Annotated in this window: 22 protein-coding genes and 1 pseudogene; 7 read left to right on the top strand and 16 right to left on the bottom strand. The window is 32.0% G+C overall.

The genetic code is table 11. From position 1 onward, the window contains the following. Positions 1-120 precede the first annotated feature (120 nt). The 6 genes from AMD28_RS11965 to AMD28_RS11990 form a co-directional block, all read right to left on the bottom strand. The gene (locus tag AMD28_RS11965) at positions 121-567 is read right to left on the bottom strand and encodes a hypothetical protein (protein ID WP_055442517.1); all 447 of its coding nucleotides are present in this window, start codon (positions 565-567) and stop codon (positions 121-123) included. A gap of 152 nt (positions 568-719) precedes the next feature. Next, positions 720-1232, bottom strand: coding sequence for a hypothetical protein (locus tag AMD28_RS11970; protein WP_055444385.1), 513 nt, complete (start codon positions 1230-1232; stop codon positions 720-722). Between the two features lie 184 nt (positions 1233-1416). Further along, positions 1417-2520 carry a HigA family addiction module antitoxin gene (locus AMD28_RS11975; protein WP_055444386.1) on the bottom strand — a complete coding sequence of 368 codons (1104 nt, stop codon included), beginning with the start codon at positions 2518-2520 and terminating at the stop codon, positions 1417-1419. Between the two features lie 17 nt (positions 2521-2537). Then, positions 2538-2870 (bottom strand): type II toxin-antitoxin system RelE/ParE family toxin, encoded by a 333-nt coding sequence (locus tag AMD28_RS11980; protein ID WP_055444387.1) that lies wholly within the window; start codon positions 2868-2870, stop codon positions 2538-2540. Between the two features lie 245 nt (positions 2871-3115). Continuing rightward, positions 3116-3445 carry a hypothetical protein gene (locus tag AMD28_RS11985; protein ID WP_055444388.1) on the bottom strand — a complete coding sequence of 110 codons (330 nt, stop codon included), beginning with the start codon at positions 3443-3445 and terminating at the stop codon, positions 3116-3118. Positions 3446-4020: 575 nt separating this feature from the next. After that, positions 4021-4677, bottom strand: coding sequence for a hypothetical protein (locus tag AMD28_RS11990; protein ID WP_055444389.1), 657 nt, complete (start codon positions 4675-4677; stop codon positions 4021-4023). Positions 4678-4985: 308 nt separating this feature from the next. Here AMD28_RS11990 and dnaG point away from each other — a divergent pair, with 308 nt between their 5' ends. Then, positions 4986-6944, top strand: a complete 1959-nt coding sequence (dnaG, locus tag AMD28_RS11995; RefSeq protein WP_055444390.1) for a DNA primase — start codon at positions 4986-4988, stop codon at positions 6942-6944. Here the strand turns inward: dnaG and AMD28_RS12000 are convergent. Together AMD28_RS12000 and nadE are read right to left on the bottom strand one after the other, a co-directional pair. Next, complete coding sequence (locus tag AMD28_RS12000) at positions 6939-7565, bottom strand: response regulator (RefSeq protein WP_055444391.1); 627 nt, start codon at positions 7563-7565, stop codon at positions 6939-6941. The two genes, dnaG and AMD28_RS12000, sit on opposite strands and share 6 nt — an antisense overlap. A gap of 105 nt (positions 7566-7670) precedes the next feature. Beyond that, positions 7671-8459 carry an NAD(+) synthase gene (gene nadE / locus AMD28_RS12005; RefSeq protein WP_055444595.1) on the bottom strand — a complete coding sequence of 263 codons (789 nt, stop codon included), beginning with the start codon at positions 8457-8459 and terminating at the stop codon, positions 7671-7673. 79 nt (positions 8460-8538) lie between these two features. Here nadE and gldB point away from each other — a divergent pair, with 79 nt between their 5' ends. Beyond that, positions 8539-9501, top strand: coding sequence for a gliding motility lipoprotein GldB (gene gldB, locus AMD28_RS12010; protein ID WP_055444392.1), 963 nt, complete (start codon positions 8539-8541; stop codon positions 9499-9501). Further along, a pseudogene (gene gldC / locus AMD28_RS12015) lies at positions 9501-9835 on the top strand (gliding motility protein GldC). The gene gldB and the pseudogene gldC overlap by 1 nt, the downstream one beginning before the upstream one ends. A gap of 75 nt (positions 9836-9910) precedes the next feature. Here gldC and aqpZ read toward each other — a convergent pair. The 7 genes from aqpZ to purH form a co-directional block, all read right to left on the bottom strand. After that, positions 9911-10612 carry an aquaporin Z gene (gene aqpZ / locus AMD28_RS12020; protein WP_055444393.1) on the bottom strand — a complete coding sequence of 234 codons (702 nt, stop codon included), beginning with the start codon at positions 10610-10612 and terminating at the stop codon, positions 9911-9913. 174 nt (positions 10613-10786) lie between these two features. Continuing rightward, a complete protein-coding gene (gene rodA / locus AMD28_RS12025; RefSeq protein WP_055444394.1) occupies positions 10787-12064 on the bottom strand; it encodes a rod shape-determining protein RodA in 1278 nt (425 codons plus the stop codon). 2 nt (positions 12065-12066) lie between these two features. Further along, positions 12067-13995, bottom strand: a complete 1929-nt coding sequence (gene mrdA, locus AMD28_RS12030; protein ID WP_055444395.1) for a penicillin-binding protein 2 — start codon at positions 13993-13995, stop codon at positions 12067-12069. Next, entirely contained in the window at positions 13992-14498 is a 507-nt protein-coding gene (locus AMD28_RS12035; RefSeq protein WP_055444396.1) for a hypothetical protein, read from the bottom strand. Before AMD28_RS12035 ends, mrdA begins: the two co-directional genes overlap by 4 nt. Further along, complete coding sequence (gene mreC / locus AMD28_RS12040) at positions 14491-15312, bottom strand: rod shape-determining protein MreC (RefSeq protein ID WP_055444397.1); 822 nt, start codon at positions 15310-15312, stop codon at positions 14491-14493. Before mreC ends, AMD28_RS12035 begins: the two co-directional genes overlap by 8 nt. 19 nt (positions 15313-15331) lie before the next feature. Further along, positions 15332-16360: a rod shape-determining protein gene (locus tag AMD28_RS12045; RefSeq protein WP_055444398.1), complete on the bottom strand. Its 1029-nt coding sequence runs from the start codon at positions 16358-16360 to the stop codon at positions 15332-15334. Positions 16361-16558: 198 nt separating this feature from the next. Further along, positions 16559-18091: a bifunctional phosphoribosylaminoimidazolecarboxamide formyltransferase/IMP cyclohydrolase gene (purH, locus tag AMD28_RS12050; RefSeq protein ID WP_055444399.1), complete on the bottom strand. Its 1533-nt coding sequence runs from the start codon at positions 18089-18091 to the stop codon at positions 16559-16561. Positions 18092-18287: 196 nt separating this feature from the next. Here purH and AMD28_RS12055 point away from each other — a divergent pair, with 196 nt between their 5' ends. Beyond that, entirely contained in the window at positions 18288-19541 is a 1254-nt protein-coding gene (locus tag AMD28_RS12055; protein ID WP_055444400.1) for an ABC transporter permease, read from the top strand. A 104-nt stretch (positions 19542-19645) separates the two neighbouring features. On the opposite strand, the gene AMD28_RS12060 is transcribed toward AMD28_RS12055, so the two are convergent. Further along, a complete protein-coding gene (locus AMD28_RS12060; RefSeq protein WP_055444401.1) occupies positions 19646-20101 on the bottom strand; it encodes a GAF domain-containing protein in 456 nt (151 codons plus the stop codon). Between the two features lie 89 nt (positions 20102-20190). On the opposite strand from AMD28_RS12060, the gene xrtF reads away from it, so the two are divergent. Genes xrtF through AMD28_RS12075 form a run of 3 tightly spaced genes read left to right on the top strand, consistent with a single transcriptional unit; the run spans position 20191 to position 21634 of the window. Then, the gene (gene xrtF, locus AMD28_RS12065; RefSeq protein ID WP_055444402.1) at positions 20191-20742 is read left to right on the top strand and encodes an exosortase family protein XrtF; all 552 of its coding nucleotides are present in this window, start codon (positions 20191-20193) and stop codon (positions 20740-20742) included. Next, on the top strand, positions 20735-21163 hold the full coding sequence (locus AMD28_RS12070) for an exosortase F system-associated membrane protein (protein WP_055444403.1): 429 nt from the start codon (positions 20735-20737) through the stop codon (positions 21161-21163). Before xrtF ends, AMD28_RS12070 begins: the two co-directional genes overlap by 8 nt. A gap of 57 nt (positions 21164-21220) precedes the next feature. Beyond that, entirely contained in the window at positions 21221-21634 is a 414-nt protein-coding gene (locus tag AMD28_RS12075) for an HYC_CC_PP family protein (protein ID WP_055444404.1), read from the top strand. The last annotated feature ends 63 nt before the right edge of the window (positions 21635-21697 follow it).

A 21697-nucleotide genomic window follows, 5' to 3' on the forward strand; every position in this document is an offset into this window, starting at 1 on the left:
TAAGAATAGTGCGGTTTTGTGTGCGAGGATTTTCCGCAGGAAAATCAGATGTAGCAAAAGTGCACTGTTCTTTGTTTAAGTACTAATCTACGCATTATTTTTATGCGATGTTGTAGCAAGTTATTTTTCTTTTAACTTTTCTATTTTCCGAAATTCTCTTTCACTATTAAATTTCAATAGCCAATCTTTTGGAATATAACTTTCAAAAAATCCCCATTTGTCAGATTTCAATTTAGCTTTTTTTAATTTTTTCAGAATCATATTCAGATGGTCAATATTCCAAGACCAAAATTCAATATTTCTTATTTCAGTTTTCAGCCATAAATCAAATTTTTTCAGTTCATCCCAATTTAATTCAGCTCTGAAAGTACAATTCAGACATACGAGATTCCATTTTTTTTCATAACCCGAAATGTCCATAAAATGCTCAATTCCATCAGGAACATTTTGATTGGTAGCAATGATTTTAGATTCGCATTTGTCACATTTGAGTTCAATTATTTTCGGATAATGCTTATGAGCATATCTCACATGAGTTTTTCCTCCATTGTCAATTGAACTGTTCATTTTTTTAATTTGCTACAACGGTTATGTATAAGAATAGTTGCGGGTTTGTATGCGAGGATTTTCCGAAGGAAAATCAGACGCAACAAAAGTGCGACGACCTTTAGTTAAGCCTAAAATAGCAATTATTTTTATGCGATGTTAGCAAAAGTTTTTTATTCCTTATTCAAAAATTCAGTTACTAAATTATTCTTTTCAGATTCCATTTCGCAAGTCCAACTGTCTATAAACCATCTTCCATTTTCATAATGAAGTTGAACGCTATTTAGTCCTCTAATATTGGATTCAGTTTTTAGGTCAGTTCGTATTTCAAATGCACTCCAAACTTGCGCAATATTTCCAAACTTACTAACTACTCGTTTTAGTTCCTTTTCATAAAAATCCTCTTTTGGTGATAATCCAATTGGTATATATTCCGCCTCCAAAGAATGAGTTTCCGCTTTTCCATTTTCATCAATTCTTGTAATAAAAGCATTTTTTGAATGAATAAAACTATCTCTTTCAAACTCCCAAGGTTCACTACTCGAGCCAGAAACAACATCATAATACGCATTCATTATCGCATCTACTGATTTTACGTCTTTTGTGTATTTGTCATTATTAGTTTGTCCAAAAATTGAATTACAAGCGAAAATTATGCTAATTGATGTAAGTATTATTTTGTTCATATCGATTGGTTTTTAAATTTTTGCTAACGTTTAGTATATGAAAAGTAGGCGATTTCGAAGCGCGAAACTTTCAGTTAAGCACAAACTTTGATACGAGCCAAAAACCTTAATTTTACAACTGTTTCGCCTGTTTTTTATATACATTGTTACCTGCTGGCATTTTTATTGTGACTTTATTTTTTAGTTAAATTGATAATTCAGTAAATTCTACTTTCGTTTTTAAGCTATTTAAACTTACATTTTTATACAAATTGCTGTATTGTCTTTGTACTTGGGCAACAATAATACCAGGGTGTTTTTTAAATTTTTGACTGAGTAGTAAAATCAATTCCCTGTCAAAGTTGGGGTATTGAAACAACTCGTTTCTTTCTTTTTCTGATAATAACATACGAGCTGCAAATGCATCTGCTTCATCTTCTTTTTCTTTATCAGGTTTAATACTATCTATTCCATCAATAAAAATATCTTTTTTACCGTGGTATAATATATGTCCTAACTCGTGATAGAATGTAAACCAAAACGCATTGTAGTCTTTTTGTCTATCGGTTATTTGAATAAGTGGTATGTTGTTATTTTTTATCCATCTTGTAGCTCCGTAAATTGGTGCTTTAGCAATACAAGGCGTATAAACTAAAGCTACTCCACAAGAAGCACAAAGTGATTGAAGTTCTTCTAACCAAGTGGCTGAATGCTTAAAGGCAATATCTTGTATTTGGTCTAAACTATTGCGTAATTCTTTTTTATCGAAAGCTGTTACCTTTATTTTATCTGCTTGTAATTCTCCCAAACGTAACCAAACCGAAATAGCCTGTGGTTCTGCTGTATGGCGAAGCTCTATTTTAAAAGCTAATGAGCTACCATTATAAATATCTGACCATTGTGTAGGAGAAGCAACTCTAAAAAATTTTAGTAGGCCATCTGCTAATTCAGGTTTATTACGAGTATCTGGAAGCAAACCAAAGGATTTCATTTTTGCTAATGGAAAAGACGATACCCATTCTTGGCATTGCTCTAAATGTTCCATTTGCTCAATTTCTAATAATTCATCTTGATAGGTACGTTCTAAGTTTATCCAAAAACTTGCAGACACACCCAACACATATTCTAATTTGGTGGCTGTTTCTTTGGTTATAGGTGCTTTTCCTTTTATTAACTCATTTAGTTTTGGAATAGACCTACCTAATCGTTCTGCTAATTCTGCTTGCGACATACCAATATGGTCTATATGCTCTTGAATGCTATCGCCTGGGCAAGAGAGTAAGGATTTTTTTATTTGTAAATCAGTCATAATGTTTCCTTTTTAAGTTAGTGAGGGTCTTCTACAGACTCAATACTTATAATGGTTATCGCTTTTAAATCTATTCCACCATCTTCTAAGGTTGGTATAGGGTCTTGGTTTACCTCAAATAGTATTCTCCAATTTTCTTGAATGTCTATTGACCAAGTACCTTTCCTATTTCCTTTGTATTGGTGTAATCGTAATACAGGTAATTTTGAGATAACCTCTAAATTATCTGCACTTTCAAGCTCGATTCTACGCTGCTTTATCTTCTTTGCTAATCTACTGTTTAGCTTTAAGAGACCCTTATCGGTAGTGAGCGACTTCTTCAGTTTGTTATTTTTATACGATAATTCCATTGCAAAGTTACAAAATTATTTACTTAACTGGTTAATGATTTTTATATTTTTTGATTTTACCACAGATTCGTCTCCCATATTTTATCATTTTTTTTCAGCTTGCAGGTAACGTGATTGTGTATGGTTAGTTGCGTGGTTAAGCAACTAAATTAGTAAACTTTTACGAACCCGTGAATATTCCGCAGGAATATTCGCAAGTAAGCTCAATGAAGCAATTAATTATACACGGTGTTGGCGTTAGTTTTTTATTCAGTTATTATTTCAGATATTTCAGCTTCTCCAATTTTTCTATGTCCTTCGTGGATCCACCAAGTTCTTCCAAGCTCAATATATTTGTTAATATTCTGTCCATTTACAAACTTAACTTTCACTGTTCTAGATTCAGTCGGTTTGATAGTTTGATTTTCTTCAAAGCATATTTTTCCCATATAACCAGCTTTAAAATCAATTCCATTTTCATTATACTCAAAAACGTGATTTGGTCGATATCCTGTTTTTATTCCATTTGTTCTTCCTCCATTTGCAGTAGAGTATAATTTCAGTTTAGCTTTTACGATAATTGAATCAGAATTCATAATATTCAATTTGTGATTTTCAATCAGATTTAACTGTTTGTCAAATTAATGCCAACGGTCTTGTATAAAAATAGTTGCGTTTTTGCGTGCGAGGATTTTCCGTAGGAAAATCAGAAGTAGCAAAAGAGCAACGACCTTTAAAATTAGTTCTAAATATAGCAATTTTTTTTATGCGTTGTTAGTAACAGTTGCGAGACATTTGAGTAATCACGTTTTTTTTATTCCGCTAAATTGCTCAATTCCGAGTGAAGTCCGCAAAGTGATTTTGTTTTTTTAAAATTCCGTTTGATTGGTAATTTCGCAACTAGCTAAACTCCGCAAGAGTAAAATCAGCAGACGAGTAAATTATTCCGCAATATTTGATTCCGATTTTGAGTGGTTTTTTCAGCGTGAAGTTTGGCAGAATTCTGTTCGGTATTTTTTTCCGAGTAATTGTTACTAACGTGTTTGTGTAAGATTAGTTGCGTATTTAAGTAACTAATTTAGCAAATAAAAACCGAATAGAATATTCCGCAGGAATATTCGTAAGTAGGCTAGAACTAGCAATTAATTTTACACGTTGTTACCACACGTTTTTATTCCACTATTTGTCGAATTAATTCTTGATCAACAATTTCCGTATTCAGTTTTATATATCTAAACGATTTTACTTTTGAGTTTTTAAGTTCAATAGTCAAAACCTTGTTTTTATTCGAGTACGCAATTCCGTTTTCAAAAGTCAGATAATCAGTTCCAAATTCCGATTCCAATTCCGCTTTTGTTAAGCCGTAAAGATTGGCTTTTCCTAAATCAGAATCTGGATTATAAATTCTAAATTCAATTAAAGTTTCTGTTTGGTCTTCGTAAGTGTGTTTGTTTTCTCCGTGTTTAAAAACAACAAATTGGTCTATTTTAATTGACTCTTTTTTAAAGTCAGGATAATAATAAACATAGAAAATCGAATCTTTAATTCTCGGTTGAAAATAGTATTCAGTTCCGTTAGTTACGCTTGTTGTAAATTCCATTCCTTTCTTTTTCTTAAAATCTAAAAGGTCAATTGGACTATCAAGAAACTGAACTAAACTCGAGTTTAAATTATTTTCAGATTGTGATTTCGAAACTAATTCGGTTTTATTTTCAGGAACTTCTGCATATTTTTTCTGAACATAGAAATATAAAAATATTCCATATCCAATTGCAGAAACTATAAGTAATGCAAAAATGAATATTAATATGTCCTTGGTTTTTCTCAAATGTGTGGTAACGTGTTATATCATCACATTTATTGATTATATCCCGTAAATAGATCAGGATATCGTTAGTTTTGTGTTGTCGTTATCCCGTAAATATAATTCTTTTATTGCAGTTAAAAAAGTGCTTTTATTTGTAACTGTAAATGTTGATTTTCAGTAGGTGATTTTTATTACGAACTAAAACCAGTTCAATAAAACCTTAGGTTTTTTTCACAAACAAAACTTTCCTATTGCTATTAATTTTTAAACCAATTTCTTTTATATTACATTTACGGGGTAATTCCGCGAAAGCGAAAAATCTTCCATAATTGATATCAAAATCCACCATAGACCACGTATTTGAAACCTCACGCGTAGAAGAGGTTATTGGCGATTTTGTGCAATTAAAAAAGTCGGGAAGTAGCTTTAAAGGTTTAAGTCCGTTTAGTGAAGAACGTACACCAAGTTTTATGGTGTCTCCTGTCAAGCAAATCTGGAAAGATTTTAGTACCGGAAAAGGAGGGAATGCCGTTGCTTTTTTAATGGAGCATGAGCATTTTACCTATCCAGAAGCTATAAAATACTTGGCTAAAAAGTACAATATTGAAATTGAAGAAACCGAGCAGAGTAACGAGCAAAAAGAACAAGCTAATGAACGTGAAAGTTTATATCTAGTTAGTGAATATGCGAGTACTTATTTTCAGAAGGTATTACTAAAAACCGATAAAGGAAAGGCTATTGGTTTAAGCTATTTTAAAGAACGTGGTTTTACAGACGAAACCATTAAGAAGTTCGCCTTAGGTTACTCTTTAGACGAATGGCAAGCCTTTACAGACGAAGCTTTAAAGCAAGGGTATAAAATAGAATTCTTAGAAAAAACCGGACTGACTATCGTGAAAGGTGAAAAACGCTTTGACCGATTTAAAGGTCGCGTGATGTTCCCAATACAAAGTATGAGTGGTCGTGTGCTTGGTTATGGTGGACGTATTTTAACCAACGATAAAAAAGCAGCCAAATACCTAAACTCTCCAGAGAGTGATATTTACCATAAAAGTAAAGTGTTATATGGTATTTATCAGGCAAAACAAAGTATCGCTAAAGAAGACAATTGCTTTTTAGTGGAAGGATATACCGATGTGATTCAGTTTCACCAAACAGGAATTCATAATGTGGTTTCTTCTTCTGGTACTGCATTAACGCCAGACCAAATTCGATTAATAAATAGGCTTACCAAAAATATTACCGTACTTTTTGATGGAGATGCTGCAGGTTTACGTGCTTCGCTTCGCGGAATTGATTTAATTCTGGAGCAAGGTATGAATGTGAAAATTTGTACGTTTCCGGAAGGGGAAGATCCAGATAGTTTTGCAAAACAAAATACCTTAGAAGAGTTAAGCGATTATTTAAGGGAACATGCACAAGATTTTATTCAGTTTAAAGCTTCGGTTTTATATGAAGAGTCTAAAAATGATCCTATTAAAAAAGCAGATACTATTCGAGATATTGTGAACAGTATTGCTAAAATTCCGGATAGAATTAAAAAGGAAATCTATATTCAAGAATGTTCTAGAATTATGGATATTAGTGAGCAAGTGTTGTTTACAACCTTGGCACAAATTACCAATAAAGACGTTCAGGAAACACATAAAGAAGCGAGTAAACAGCAAACCGCTTTTGAAGTTATTAAGCATGAACAGCCTAAGAAAAAGGTAGATGTGCAATATGTTTTAGAACGAAAAATTATTGAAATACTACTGCTTTACGGAAACAAAACAGAAGATTTTGAGGATTTAGTTTTAAAGGAAAATGATAAGAATGAGCTGATTCTAGAGCCTGTAAAACATCAAGCAAAAGTTTTTGAAAAAATATATTTAGACTTGCAAGATGATGAAATGCAGTTTACTAATACGCAGTTTAAAAACTTGTATTATACCATTATTGATACACTAAATCAAAACCCAGAGTTTGCAATAGAGCAGTTTGTAAATACGGTAGAGCAAGATGTGGCTAATGAAATTTCTACTATTTTAATGGATGATGAGCGTTATAGTTTATCTGATTGGCATAGTAAGAATATATATCCAAAAGAAAAAGACCAATCTATTGCACAATTAGTTAGCGAAACTATTTTAAGTTTACGTTGCTTTTTAATAGATCAAAAAGTAACAGAATTTATGCAACAAACACTTGCCAACAAATCTGAAGTAAACAGAAGTGTGCTAGAAGAAGTAAAAGATTACTCTAGTTTAAAAATGTTGTTGTCTAGAAAACTAAGTAGAGTTTTATAACTCTAATAATTTCGCTCTATTTATTAAGTCTACAATATTGGTAACGTTTAGTTTTTTCATTAAACGCGCTTTATACGTACTTACTGTTTTTTCATTTATAGCAAGCTCGCCAGCAATTTCCTTGTTTTTTCTTCCAGACGAAATAAGTTTTAAAACTTCAATTTCTCTAGTAGAAAGCTTTTTGTAAAAATTACCAGATCTGTTTACACGTTTGCCAATAGCTAAACGTTGCGCAAGATCGTTACTTAAGTAAATACCACCTCCATACACTTTAATAATTGCTTCTTTAAGTGTAACAATATTAGCCGTTTTACAGAGATAACCAGAAGCTCCCGCTTTTATAGTATTCATGGCGTAAACCTCTTCGGGTTGTGCACTAAACATGATTACTTTAACTTCAGGATGTTCTTTGTTAAGCCTTCTTAATGCAGTGATGCCATTAAGCTTGGGTAAGTCAATTTCAGAAATAATAATATCTACTTTATTCTTGTTTAAGAATTCAAATATAGATTCACCATCATCTAGTGTACCAACAATTTGAATATTCGACGACGTAAGAAATAGTAGCTCAAGACCTTTCCTAATTATAGGATGATGGTCAACTACCAACAGTTTAATCATAACTTTAATTTTTTAAAAATTGTTATAACTGTTGAGATAACAACAGACGTTTTGCTATTAGTCGTTTAGTAAAAGTAGTGAATTCCTACTAATAAAGAAAATATTTTATTTTAAATCTTTTGATATCAGACAAATAGGTATTGCAACCATTTTATGTTTATTGGCAGAATTGTAGCGTTTATATATTTTAAAAGCTTCTTTTTGTCTTCCAGTAAAGTCGTCTTCGGTCTTGCCTTCATCCTGCATTTGCATTGCCCATTCTAGTTCTGGGTAGGTTGCGCCAATTTGATCTTCATCACTTCTTGCATCTCCAAATAATCCGTCACTTGGTGCAGCATTGATAATGGAATCTGGTACTTGTAAATATTCGCCAATTTGATATACTTCCGATTTTAATAAATCTGCAATCGGACTTAAATCGACACCGCCATCTCCATACTTCGTGTAAAAACCAACCCCAAAGTCCTCTACTTTGTTTCCTGTTCCTGCAACTAGTAATTTGTATAATCCTGCATGATAATATAAAGTCGTCATACGTAAACGAGCTCTTGTGTTTGCCAAAGCCATATCTACAGTAGCCTTATCTGCATCGGATGTAACCTCGGTTTTAAATTCTTCAAAAACTGGTGTTAAGTCGGTTTTTATATCACGCACATTTTTATATCGCGCTTTTAATTGTTTGATATGTTCTTGTCCTCTAGATACATGACTTGCAGCTTGATGAATAGGCATTTCAATACATAAAACGTCTAAGCCTGTCTCGGCACATAATGTGGAAGTTACAGCAGAATCAATTCCGCCAGAAATTCCAACAACAAAACCATTCACTTTTGCGTTTAAAGCATAGTCTTTTAACCAATTTACTATATGATGTGCTACTTTTTCTGTTTGCATTTTTAAAGATTTTAGAACAAAGAATAGTACCTTTGCCAAACAAAAATAAACCAATAGCTTAATTAATAAAAATAAGTTTATGAAGAATATTTTTTTATTTCTTTTTTTGATGCTTTTATGTGTTTCGTGTAAGCGGGATGAAAGTATGGAAAATGAAATTTCTAAAATAGATATTTCTGTTGCGATTGAGCGATTTGATTTGGCATTTGCACATGCTAAACCTGAAGATCTTAGTACATTAAAGAAAGCTTTCCCGTTTATGTTTTCTAAGAAATATGTAGATTCTTTTTGGATTGCCAAAATGCAAGATACCTTGCAATTAGAATTAAATAAAGAAGTAGAAAAAGTGTATCCAAATCTGAATTTGGTAGAAGGAGAGATGAAAAACTTCTTTCAGCATATGAAATATTATTTTCCAGAATTTAAAATACCACGTTTGGTTAGTGCTACTTCGTTTGTAGATTATAGAAATAAAGTGATTGTAACCGATACGATTTCGCTTATTTCTATTGATACCTATTTAGGAAGTGATCATCCTTTTTATGATGGTATTCAAAAGTATTTAGCTGCTAATTTTACAGAGGATCAGATTGTGGTAGATTTTGCTTCCAAGTATGCCGAAAATTATATTTTTCCGAAACAAAATAAAACGTTTTTAGATGAAATGGTTTACTTCGGAAAACAATTATATTTCAAAGATGTCATGATTCCGTTTAAAACAGACGCAGAAAAAATTGGCTATACCGAAGAACAATTAACTTGGTCTAAAGCTAATGAAGGACAGATCTGGAGCTACTTTGTAGAGAATGAATTATTGTTTAGTACCGATCCTGATTTACCAAATAGGTTTATAAATCCTGCACCTTTTTCTAAGTTTAAATTAGTAGAAATAGATCAAGAATCTCCAGGAAGAATAGGGCAGTATATAGGATGGCAAATGGTACGTGCTTATATGGAAAAGAACGATGTGTCTTTAAAAGAAATGCTTGCTAAAAATGCCGATGAAATATTTAATAAATCCAACTTTAAACCAGAATTGTAATGGCTAAAATTACCTCAAAAATAGAATTAAACATAGAACTAGATGAAAATAGAGTTCCAGAAAAATTAGTATGGACAGCAGAAGATGGAGGCATTATAAACAAGAAGCTAAAGCGATGATGCTTTCTGTTTGGGACAGTAAAACCCAAGAGATGCTACGTATAGATCTTTGGACTAAAGATATGCCTGTAGATGAAATGAAAATATTTTTTCATCAAACATTGGTTGCGATGAGTGATACTTTTAATAGAGCAACACAAGACGAAAAAATGACTGCTACAATGAAAGATTTTTGCGATTATTTTGCAGAGAAATTAGAATTGAAGAAGGATTAGTTTTCCTTTTTAAAAATAGAAAAAGCGTCTTGAAATAAAACTTCAAGACGCTTTTTTAATATATACTATTTTGTATTAGTCTGTGTTTGGAGCCATAAACTTGTAAACAAGTCCAGCCAAAATAGCACCAACAATAGGAGCTACCCAAAACAACCAAAGTTGTCCCATCGCTTCACCACCAACAAATAATGCTTGACTAGTACTTCTTGCAGGATTTACAGAAGTATTAGTAACAGGAATACTAATTAAGTGTATTAATGTTAATGCTAATCCAATTGCTAATCCGCCAAAGCCAGGGGATGCATTTTTATGTGTAGCACCTAAAATCACGATTAAAAACATAAAGGTCATTACTACTTCTATTAGTAAAGCAGAGGTCATACTAAAGGTATGTCCGTATTGTTCTACACCATAAAAGTTTGTTGCAAAATCACCAGCTTGTGAGTAACCAGCAAAACCGTCCATACCACTCACTATACCGTATAGAATTGCTGCTCCAGCAATACCACCTAATACTTGAGCAATGATGTAACCCGGTAAATCTTTTGCGCTAAATCGTCCTCCAACAAAAAGACCAATAGATACTGCAGGATTAAAATGTCCTCCAGAAATATGGCCTAAAGCGTATGCTCCTGTTAAAACGGTAAGTCCGAAAGCCAATGCGACACCCACTAAACCAATTCCTATATTCGGAATTCCTGCTGCTAAAACGGCGCTACCACAACCACCTAGTACCAACCAGAAAGTACCAATAAATTCTGCTAATAATTTTTTCATCGTATAAGTTTTTAGTTAATTTATATAATGCACTATATATTAGTGCATTATATAAATATAGGCAATTGCATCACTTTTGTTGTTTTACGGAAAAGTAGATTCGTGCTTTTTTAGATGAAGTGATTGTTTTGTTCTATTAACAGTAAGAATATTGGTGTTTTTAAAGGTGTTTACTTACCATTCATTAATTCTATTCGAATCTAGCTTAATGAAAATAAATAGTAAAATAGTAAATCCCCAAAGTCCGGAGCCACCATAACTAAAAAATGGAAGTGGAATTCCGATAGTAGGTATTAAGCCCATTACCATTCCAATATTAATCATAAAGTGAAAGAATAAAATGGAGGCTACCGAATAGCCATAAACCCTACTAAATTGCGATTTTTGTAGTTCTGCTAATTTTAAAACACGAAGCATAAGTAGTACAAATACAATTACGACGAAAACACTTCCTAGAAATCCCCATTCTTCACCAACGGTACTAAAAATATAGTCAGTATGCTGTTCTGGTACAAATTTACCTGTGGTTCTGGTGCCTTCTAAAAAACCTCTTCCGGTAATACCTCCAGAACTAATTGCCTTTTCAGATTCGTATAAATTATATAAAATATCTCTACGCATTTGCGCAATCTTTTGCGGATCTTTTTCTAGACGTAACCAAAGACTAATTCTATCTTGTTGGTGTGGTTGCAATATGTTTTGGTAGAAAAATTTAATTCCGAAAGCAATTACTACGCAAGCTAAAACGGTAAGGATTGGCTGTAGAATTACGGGTTTCTTTTTCTGAATAATGTAGTTTGTTATAATAACAACAATAGCTAAAACGGAAGTGATTATTGGTCCGAATTTTAATGCTAAAATAGAAATAGCAACTAAGGCTAATGCCAATGTTAAGTATATTTTTGGTAAGCCTTCACGATATAAAACAAAAAAGAAAGAGGCATAAACTAAAGTACTTCCTGCATCATTTTGTAGTAAAATTAAAAAAGCAGGAATTATAATGATAATAAAGATTCTTATTTGGTCTTTAAAGGTTCTAATATCGGTGTTTAAATCGCTTATGTATTTAGCGACGGCTAATGCTGTAGCTGCTTTTGCAAACTCACTGGGTTGTAGGGTCATTCCGCCAATACCATACCAAGAGGTTGCTCCATTTACGTTTTTACCAAAGAGGAATAGACCAACTAAGGATAACATGGAAACAATAAAAATTAGACTAGCAAAGCGTTCGTAAAACTTGGCGTCAATAGAAAGAATAAAGATAATGAGTATAAGCGTTAAACCGATGAAAATTAATTGTCTTCCGTAAGGTTGGGAGAAATTAGTGTAATCAATAGTTATACCCGTGTGTGAAGCGGATAAGATATTCATCCAACCAAAAACTACTAAAATTAAAAATAAAATAATAGTAACCCAATCGAATTTAAAATGTCTATCTGTTTGTCTAAACATGCTTAATATTCTAACTTGGTTAGTTGTTCCTTTAATTTATTTACTTCTTCTATGGGGATTGTTTGTAGCTTGGTTTCTCTATTGATTTTGAAAGGTACACCAGAATATGGTTTTGCGTATTCATCTTCTAAACTGTGATTCAATACAAAGTTTTCTAAATCTTTTCTAGTGATACTTCCTTTAATATATTTTTCAATCATTAAACTAGCAATTTTACCAGCAAAACGAGAACCGAAATACCCGTTTTCAACAAATACTGCGATAGCAATTTTAGGATTGTTTTTAGGTGCAAAAGCTACAAATATAGAATGGTCTGTAAGTTGTGTTTTTACACTATCAATTTTCACGAAATTTTCAACAGTACCTGTTTTTCCACAAATATCGATATCCGGAATCTGTAAATATTTTGCAGTTCCATATTTGTAAACATTCAGCATACCTTCAATTACAGGTTCAAAATGTTGTTTGTCTATCGTTGTATATTTTGGTGTGGTAAAGTTTAGATCTAAGGTTTCGTCTTTGATTTCCTTTATAATATGCGGTGTAAAATAATACCCACGATTAGCAATAGCAGCAATCATATTTGCTAATTGTATTGGTGTGGTAGCAACTTCACCTTGACCAATGGCGTTAGAAATAGTGTATGTGGAATAAAACGTTTTCGGATAAATTCCTTTATAATAATCTCTGTTGGGAATTCTTCCTTTTTGTCCAACATATAAATCGTTGTTTAAAAAGTTTCCTAAACCAAAGCTTTTTACATGATCACTCCAAACGTTAATTCCAATAGAAGCGTTTTCAGGTTTGTCTAAAATTCTTCTATAGATCGTTGCAAAATAGGCATTACAAGATTCTTGAATTCCATGTACCATATCGTTTCTAGTACCGTTTCTACAGTGGCATTTCATAAATCGATTTCCAAATTTGTAACCTGCATAACAGGTTACTTTTTCGTCTGTAGAAATAACACCTTCTTGCAATGCAACTAGCGCATTCATTAATTTAAATGGAGATCCAGGATTGTAAACACCTTGTAAACTTCTATTAAATAAAGGTTTTGCAATAGAGTCATTATACAGTTTAGTGAAATTTTTAGAGCGGTCTCTACCAACTAGTAAATTAGGATTATAGGTTGGTGCCGCAACCATAGATAATATTTCACCAGTACTTGGCTCTATAGCAATAATTCCTCCGCGTTTATTAGCCATTAATATTTCGCCATAAGCTTGTAGTGTGGCATCAATGGTAGTTTTTATGTCTTTTCCAGATTCTGGTAAAGTGTCAAATTTTCCTTTTTTGTAGGGACCGATATTTCGGTTAAACCTATCTTTTTGTATGAATTTTATTCCTTTTACACCTCGTAATGTGGTTTCATAAGAAGCTTCAATACCTTGCATGCCAATTAAATCGCCCATTTTGTAATAGGGATTCTTATTCATGATTCTTTGGTTTACTTCTCCAATATCACCAAGTACGTTGGCGCCAATAGTGGTTTCGTAGTTTCTTAAAGAACGTTTTTGAATGTAGAAACCTTCAAACTTGCGCATTTTTTCTTGTAAAACTGCGTAGTCTTCTTTGGATAATTGTGGAAGAAAAACATAAGGCAATCTCGGGGAATACGTATATGCTTTTTTGTAGGTTGTAATAAACTGCTCTTTGTCTATTTTTAAAAGCGAACAAAACTCTAAAGTATCTAATGGTTTTACTTCACGAGGAATCACCATCACATCATAAGATGGTTGGTTAGAAACTAAAAGTTTTCCGTTTCTATCGTACACAAAACCACGCTTTGGATAGTCGTATACCTTACGTATGGCGTTGTCTTCATATAAATTATTGGAGTTATCTTGATATACTTGAAGAAAAAAAAGTCTTGCAATAAAAAGAAGGCCAACAAAAATTATGGAAATAAAAAGTAGTATTTGCCTCATTTAGATTTTCTGCTGAATATTATGGTTACTAAAACACATAGTATAATAGTAAATATACTTGAGAATAACGTTTTTTGAAGCACTAAAATTATTTTTGAAAAGTTAAATGTTTCTAAAAGGAATAATAGGAAGTGATGTATTACTGTTAGTATACTTATATAGGTTAATCTTGGTCCAAATTCTACCTGATTAAATTTAATAGTTTGATGCTCATAAACAGCGCCAAAACAAAATTTTAAAACCGCTGGTCTTATAAAAGCAATGGTTACACAAGCTGCTGCATGCATACCACCAGAATCTAGAAACATGTCTATGGTAATACCTATTAAAAAACTTAATAGCAGAAATAGCATCCTATTGTTTTTTACAGGAAATAAAAGGATGAACAGAATATATGGGTATGGGTTTATATATCCTAAAAAATTAATATGTGAAAGCACTAATACTTGTGCTAAGACTAATAGAATAAACCGAATTACGTTTGAAGAAATTATACTATTCATCCACAGGATTTATTAAGTTATTAATTTCTTTAGCATCTTTATTTTCAATAACGTACACATGTTCAATAGTAGTCATGTCGTTAAATAAAATCACATTTATTTCGTAAAAATCCTCGGCCGCGTCTAGTTTAAAGTCTTTTATAATACCAACCGGAACTCCTTTTGGGAAAATTGCAGAACGACCAGAAGTTATTATCGTATCTCCTTGTCTCAATTTTGCTTTAGATGGTATATCTACTAATTGCACCAATTCTGGCGATTTGCCATTCCATTTTAAAGTACCAAAGTCGTTGGTTCTTTTTAATTGTGCGCTAATCTTACTTTTTGTGTTTAAAATAGAAAGTACCGTTGCATATTTTGTGCTGGTATGGTCTACAATACCTAAAATTCCTTTAGAAGTAATCACACCAAAATCTTGTTTAATACTATCGCGTTTTCCTTTGTCAATAAGTAAAATATTCGTGCTAAGTGTATAATTGTTTTTTATTACAACGGCAGGAGTGAAGTTGTAAACAGACGTATAAGAAAGACTGTCTAAAAAGCTAGGTTTTATTTCTTTATCTAAATTAAATAATGCAGATTTTAATTGGTTGTTTTCTTCTTGAAGTAGAATATTTTGCTCTTTTAAACCAAAATACTGACTAATATTATTTGCTTTACTATAAATACCTCCAGATAGAAAATTTGCAGAGTTTACAAACTTACTTTTTTGGTATGAGTGATTTTGAATAGTGAAAACTAAAGATATAGAAAACAGCAATATAAATAACAAAAACGATTTGTTACGTAGTATAAAATTAACTATTTGCTGCATGATTTAATGGGTGTTACTCTTATTTAATCAATACGCTTTTGTATTTAGCTAAGTTTTTAAGGGTAATTCCTGTACCACGAACAACAGCACGTAATGGATCTTCTGCAATATAAACAGGTAAATCTGTTTTTTGAGAAAGACGTTTGTCTAAACCACGTAGCATAGATCCTCCACCTGCAAGATAGATTCCTGTGTTGTAAATATCTGCTGCTAATTCTGGTGGTGTTTGCGATAAGGTTTCCATTACAGCATCTTCAATACGTAAAATTGATTTATCTAAAGCTTTCGCAATTTCACGATACGATATTTGTACTTGTTTTGGTTTTCCGGTAAGTAAATCACGACCTTGAACGCTCATGTCTTCTGGTGGAAGGTCTAAATCTTCCGTTGCAGCACCTATTTGAATTTTAATTTTTTCAGCAGTACGTTCCCCAACATATAAATTGTGTTGTGTACGCATGTAGTAAATAATATCGTTTGTAAATACATCCCCTGCAATTTTCACAGATTTATCACAAACAATTCCACCAAGAGCAATTACTGCAATTTCTGTGGTACCACCTCCAATATCGACAATCATGTTTCCTTTTGGTTGCATAATGTCTACACCAATACCAATTGCTGCAGCCATTGGTTCATGTATTAAATATACTTCTTTACCATTTACTCGTTCTGCACTTTCTTTTACAGCACGCATTTCTACTTCTGTAATCCCAGAAGGGATACAAATTACCATACGTAAAGCAGGAGTAAAAAGTTTCTTTTTTAAAGCTGGAATGTTCTTGATAAACATGCTTATCATTTGCTCTGAAGCATCAAAATCTGCAATTACACCATCTTTTAATGGTCTAATGGTTTTAATGTTTTCATGCGTTTTTCCTTGCATCATACTGGCTTCTTTACCAACAGCAATAATTTTTCCTGTTATTCTATCTCTAGCAACTATGGATGGACTGTCTACAACAACTTTGTCATTATGAATAATTAAAGTGTTTGCAGTTCCTAAATCTATTGCAATCTCTTCGGTTAAGAAGTCAAAAAATCCCATTCTTTATTTAATTATGTACGTTAAAAAATCACATCTCGTAAAGGTAGTAAAACTCTTTCTAAATTTGATTTTAAAATTAATGTTTTAATCGTTGAAAATCTACACGATTAAATGTAGATTTTCAAGGATTAGTTTAAGCTTATATTTCACAAATTATAGAGATTTCTATATTCATGAGATTTCCACTTTCGTGGAAACTTAATGTTTAAAATGTCTAGTTCCGGTAAAAACCATAGCAACATTATTGGCATTACAATAATCGATGCTTAGTTGGTCTTTTATAGAGCCTCCTGGTTGAATAACAGCAGTAACTCCTGCGTTTTTAGCAATCTCTACACAATCTGGAAACGGAAAAAAGGCATCACTTGCCATTACTGCTCCTTGTAAATCGAAATTAAAAGATTGTGCTTTATGTATGGCTTGATTTAAAGCATCTACACGACTTGTTTGTCCTGTTCCGCTAGCACATAATTGTTTGCCTTTTACTAAAACAATAGTATTCGATTTGGTGTGTTTGCAAATTTTAGATGCAAAGATTAAATCATCTAACTCGTTTTGCGTTGGTTTATTGTTTGTTGCATCTTTTAAATCTGCAAGCGTATCTGTTTTAGAATTTCTTTCTTGTACTAAAACACCATTCAAACATGTTCTTACTGTAGTTTGTGGGAAATCAAAATCTTTTAAAATAAGTAAGATTCTATTCTTCTTTCCTTTTAGTATTTCTAAAGCTTCGGCAGAAAAAGAAGGCGCAATAACTACCTCGCAAAATAACTTGTGAATTTCTTCAGCGGTAGCTTTATCTATTTCGGTATTGCTAATTAAAACACCACCAAAAGCAGAAACTGGATCTCCAGCTAAAGCATCTACATAAGCATCAAGAATTGTTTCACGTTGTGCAAATCCGCAAGCATTATTATGTTTTAAAACAGCAAAAGTTGGTGCTTCACCTTTAAACTCGTTGATTAAATTTACAGCAGCATCTACATCTAAAAGATTGTTATAGCTTAATTCTTTACCATGAAGTTTCGTGAATATCTCGTCAAAATCACCAAAGAAAAATCCTTTTTGATGTGGGTTTTCGCCATAACGTAAAACTTTACCTTGCGTTTCGCTAAGTTTAAAAGAAGCGATCTCATGGTTTTTGTTGAAGTAGTTGAAAATAGCAGAATCGTAGTGCGAAGAAACATTAAAAGCTTTTGCTGCAAATCGTTTTCTATCTGCTTCTGTTAAGCTTCCGTTTTTCTCTGTGATTAATTCTAAAAACTCTGAATAATCATCTACTGAAGAAACGCAAATGACATCTGCATAATTTTTTGCAGCTGCACGAATTAGAGAAATTCCTCCAATATCAATTTTTTCAATAATGTCTTGTTCGCTTGCTCCAGAAGCAACGGTTTTTTCAAACGGATATAAATCTACAATTACCACATCTATTTGCGGAATGCTGTATGCTTCCATTTCTGCAACATCCCCATCGTGGTTTTGTCTGTTTAATATACCACCAAAAACCTTTGGGTGTAATGTTTTTACGCGTCCGCCAAGAATAGAAGGATAAGAAGTTACGTCTTCTACAGGGACTACTTTTATACCTAAATCAGTAATAAATTTTTCTGTTCCACCAGTAGAATAGATCGTTACGCCTTGGCTATTTAATTGTTTTACAATTGGTTCTAAGCCATCTTTACTAAAAACGGAAATTAGAGCCGATTTAATTGTTTTTGTATTACTCATTGTTGTTGTGTTGTTTGGCTGCAAAAATAGGAATATAAAGTGCTTTTACTAAGTGAAATTACATTTGTTTTTTCAACTAAAAGAATGAGTTATTAACATCTCTATTCTAATAATTTGTTTTCATTTATTTGTAACAAATAATATATAAAAACGTCTTACCTTTATATCACTTTAAAAAAGTATAATATTTCTATATATGTTATTGTATTTACGTCTCTTTAAAGAGAGTTTTTCGTTTGCTATTAGTGCCTTGACAAATAATAAGTTACGGACATTCTTGTCCTTGCTTGGTGTTACTATTGGGATATTTTCCATTATAGCAGTTTTAGCAGCAGTAGATTCTTTAAAAAACGATATTAAAGGAAGTATTAGTTCTTTAGATAATAGTACGCTGTATATTATGCGTTTTTCCTTTGGACCATCTACCATCCCGCAATGGAAAAGAGAACAGTTTCCAGATGTTTCTTATGAAGAATTTCAGTTTATAGAAGATAAAATTCCAAATGTAGGAGCGGCATCTTTTTCGTTAAATGTAAATCCGGAAACCATTAAATATGATGGAGCTTCTGTTGAAAATGTAGAAATAGCTGCTGTAACTAGCGGTTATTATGATATTGAAAGTTTACAAATAGGCGAAGGACGGTTTTTTAATGAATCTGAATCTAATTCTGGTTCGCCAGTAGTAGTTTTAGGAGATGAAATAGCAAGTAGTTTATTTGGTAATTTAGACCCTATCGGAAAAATTGTTAGGCTTTACGGAAGAAAATTTACTGTCATTGGTGTCCTTGAAAAACAAGGCTCTGGTTTGTTTGGAGGTTCCAAAGATACCGCAGCAATTTTACCTGTGAATTTTGTACGAAGACTTTTAGGAGATAATAATAAAAGAGCTTTTCCTGCTATTGTTGTAAAACCTGAACCAGGAGTAGACTTGTCGGAATTTAACGCTGTAATAGCACAAGGATTACGAAACTTTAGAGGATTGAAAGCAGGAGAGGAAAACAACTTTTTTGTAAATGAGTTGCAAGGTTTTACAGACTTGATAGATAATATAACCGGACAACTAAATTTTATGGGTTGGATTATTAGTGGTTTTTCGCTTTTAGTTGGCGGATTTGGTATTGCAAATATTATGTTTGTTAGTGTAAAAGAGAGAACGAATTTAATAGGAATTCAAAAATCATTAGGAGCGAAAAACAGATTCATTATGTTTCAGTTTTTGTTTGAAGCAGTAATTTTAGCTGTCATTGGTGGTTTAGTTGGTTTGTTTTTAGTTTGGCTAGTATCTATATTAATGACGCAGCTTACCGATAGTTTTGAGTTTGTCTTGTCTTATGGTAATATGTTTCTAGGTTTTATACTCTCTACCATTATAGGTTTGGTTTCTGGAGTTATTCCTGCAATTTCAGCATCTAAACTAGATCCTGTAGAAGCTATTAGAACTGGAATGTAAGTTTTAATTAAGCCTACTTTTAAATTATAAACACAAAAAAAAATCCTCAGGTTTCATTTATAGATGAATCCTGAGGATTTTTTTTAATTTTAATTGTTACTCTTTTATAAGATCGTAGCTACTTGTGCGCAAACGAATTCTAAAAAGCGTTCATCGGCTGCTGTAAAAGGATCTGGAGTATTAGAGTCTATATCTATTTGACCTAAATTTTCACCATTCACAAAAATAGGAATTACAATTTCTGCTTTTACAGTTATGCTACAAGCAATATAATTGTCTTGTGCAGCAACATCGGCAACTACAAAATTTTCATTGCTAACTGCAACTTGTCCACAAATACCTTTTCCAAAAGGAATGATAGTATGATCTGTAGGTTCACCAACATAAGGACCAATTTTTAATTCGTTCTTATCTCCATTTTTAAAATAAAAACCAACCCAATTGTAATAGCTAATATTTTCTTCAAGAAGCGTACAAATAGATAATAATCTGTCGTCAACAGACGTTTCCTTGTTGTTAATTATGGTGGTTATTTGCGGTTTTAATTGCTCTAAATTCATTTGTTTAAAAACTTTTGACAAAAGTATAGAAAAACCAATATAATTAATCCCTTTTTACATAAATTTAACCTTGTAAATTAAAAACAATATTGAAGCAACTTTTTATTAAATACAAGTCTGTTATCCGATTTATCGTAACCTTTTTATTGGTGTACGCTGTTTTAACGGTTGGTTATAAATTCTTTTTACAATTTTCTTCAGGCGACAAGTATTATCCTGATTACATGACTAATTTGGTAGCAAAGCAAAGTAAAGAAATACTAAACGCTTTAGATTATAGAGTTGTGCTTTTACCACACCCCAATGAAGCATCCTTAAAATTAATCATTAATGAAAAGTATGTAGCTAGAGTTATAGAAGGTTGTAATTCGGTAAGTATTATTATTTTGTTTATTTCCTTTATTATCGCGTTTGCAAGTAAATTTAAAACTACAGCAATTTACATATTAGCAGGAAGTGTATTAATTTATATTGCTAATTTGGTTAGAATAGTTATTCTGTCCATTGGTCTGTATCATTATCCTTGGCGAAAAGATATTTTACATACGGTGATTTTTCCAGCCATTATTTATGGTATGGTTTGTTTGCTTTGGGTTATTTGGGTAAATGGTTTTTCTAAAACAAAAAAACAAGATGCATAGACTAGTAAAATATGGTTTGTTGTTGCTTTTAGGTGTTTTACTCATACTAATTAGAGTATTTGAAGAACAACTTTTTTACGATCCATATTTGTCTTTTTTTAAAAACGACTATTTGTATTTAGATTCGCCAAGACAAGAAACGTTTAAGTTAACCATGTTTACCGTTTTACGATATGTTATTAATACCGTAATTTCATTAGCTATTTTATTTGTTCTTTTTAAAGACAAAGGCATCGTTAAATTTTCGGTACTTATATACACCATTTCATTAGTTATACTTTTAACATTGTTTCTGTACTTTGTAATAAGTCCGAGACAAGAAGACTATTATTTATTTTTTAATGTTAGAAGATTTTTAATTCAGCCATTAATTTTATTGCTCTTAATTCCTGCCTTTTATAATTATAAAAAACAGGAGTAATTATTAATGCTTTTGTAAAGCAAGGTTTTTAAATTTTGTTTTTTGTAATTTTGCCATGTGATAAAACAGATTTTACATAAAAGTTTTTCTATAACATTAGCCTTTTTGGTGTTGTTTTCAACGGTATCTCTTACTATTGAAAAGCATTTTTGTGGGGATGTTTTAGTCGATGTTTCTATATTTTCGGAAGGAGAAAATTGTGGCATGAAGACTTTAGAAATGCAAAAAGCTGCTATTACCAAAATGAATTGTTGTAAAAATCAAGTAGATGTAGTACAAGGTCAAAAGGACTTAGCTATAAAAACTTTGGACGATTTAGAATTTGAGCAACAAGTATTTTTAGCATCCTTTACCTATGCTTATATTAATCTTTTTGAAGGTCTGCCAAAACAAATCATTCCGAATAAAGATTACGCGCCACCAAACATAATTGTAGATATACAATTAATGAATGATACTTTCCTGATTTGATATATTAAGTACATTTTTTGACTTCAATTTATTTGAAGTAGCTACTTATGCCGAAACCCTTCC

The sequence above is a fragment of the Lacinutrix himadriensis genome, assembly GCF_001418105.1.
Taxonomy (GTDB): Bacteria; Bacteroidota; Bacteroidia; order Flavobacteriales; family Flavobacteriaceae; genus Oceanihabitans; species Oceanihabitans himadriense.

Excerpts from the sequence above, each read along its gene's own strand:
- AMD28_RS11965 (WP_055442517.1), bottom strand. The coding sequence starts at position 567 with ATGAACAGTTCAATTGACAATGGAGGAAAAACTCATGTGAGATATGCT.
- AMD28_RS11970 (WP_055444385.1), bottom strand. The coding sequence starts at position 1,232 with ATGAACAAAATAATACTTACATCAATTAGCATAATTTTCGCTTGTAAT.
- AMD28_RS11975 (WP_055444386.1), bottom strand. The coding sequence starts at position 2,520 with ATGACTGATTTACAAATAAAAAAATCCTTACTCTCTTGCCCAGGCGAT.
- AMD28_RS11980 (WP_055444387.1), bottom strand. The coding sequence starts at position 2,870 with ATGGAATTATCGTATAAAAATAACAAACTGAAGAAGTCGCTCACTACC.
- AMD28_RS11985 (WP_055444388.1), bottom strand. The coding sequence starts at position 3,445 with ATGAATTCTGATTCAATTATCGTAAAAGCTAAACTGAAATTATACTCT.
- AMD28_RS12000 (WP_055444391.1), bottom strand. The coding sequence starts at position 7,565 with ATGATTAAACTGTTGGTAGTTGACCATCATCCTATAATTAGGAAAGGT.
- nadE (WP_055444595.1), bottom strand. The coding sequence starts at position 8,459 with ATGCAAACAGAAAAAGTAGCACATCATATAGTAAATTGGTTAAAAGAC.
- gldB (WP_055444392.1), top strand. The coding sequence starts at position 8,539 with ATGAAGAATATTTTTTTATTTCTTTTTTTGATGCTTTTATGTGTTTCG.
- aqpZ (WP_055444393.1), bottom strand. The coding sequence starts at position 10,612 with ATGAAAAAATTATTAGCAGAATTTATTGGTACTTTCTGGTTGGTACTA.
- rodA (WP_055444394.1), bottom strand. The coding sequence starts at position 12,064 with ATGTTTAGACAAACAGATAGACATTTTAAATTCGATTGGGTTACTATT.
- mrdA (WP_055444395.1), bottom strand. The coding sequence starts at position 13,995 with ATGAGGCAAATACTACTTTTTATTTCCATAATTTTTGTTGGCCTTCTT.
- AMD28_RS12035 (WP_055444396.1), bottom strand. The coding sequence starts at position 14,498 with ATGAATAGTATAATTTCTTCAAACGTAATTCGGTTTATTCTATTAGTC.
- mreC (WP_055444397.1), bottom strand. The coding sequence starts at position 15,312 with ATGCAGCAAATAGTTAATTTTATACTACGTAACAAATCGTTTTTGTTA.
- AMD28_RS12045 (WP_055444398.1), bottom strand. The coding sequence starts at position 16,360 with ATGGGATTTTTTGACTTCTTAACCGAAGAGATTGCAATAGATTTAGGA.
- purH (WP_055444399.1), bottom strand. The coding sequence starts at position 18,091 with ATGAGTAATACAAAAACAATTAAATCGGCTCTAATTTCCGTTTTTAGT.
- AMD28_RS12055 (WP_055444400.1), top strand. The coding sequence starts at position 18,288 with ATGTTATTGTATTTACGTCTCTTTAAAGAGAGTTTTTCGTTTGCTATT.
- AMD28_RS12060 (WP_055444401.1), bottom strand. The coding sequence starts at position 20,101 with ATGAATTTAGAGCAATTAAAACCGCAAATAACCACCATAATTAACAAC.
- AMD28_RS12070 (WP_055444403.1), top strand. The coding sequence starts at position 20,735 with ATGCATAGACTAGTAAAATATGGTTTGTTGTTGCTTTTAGGTGTTTTA.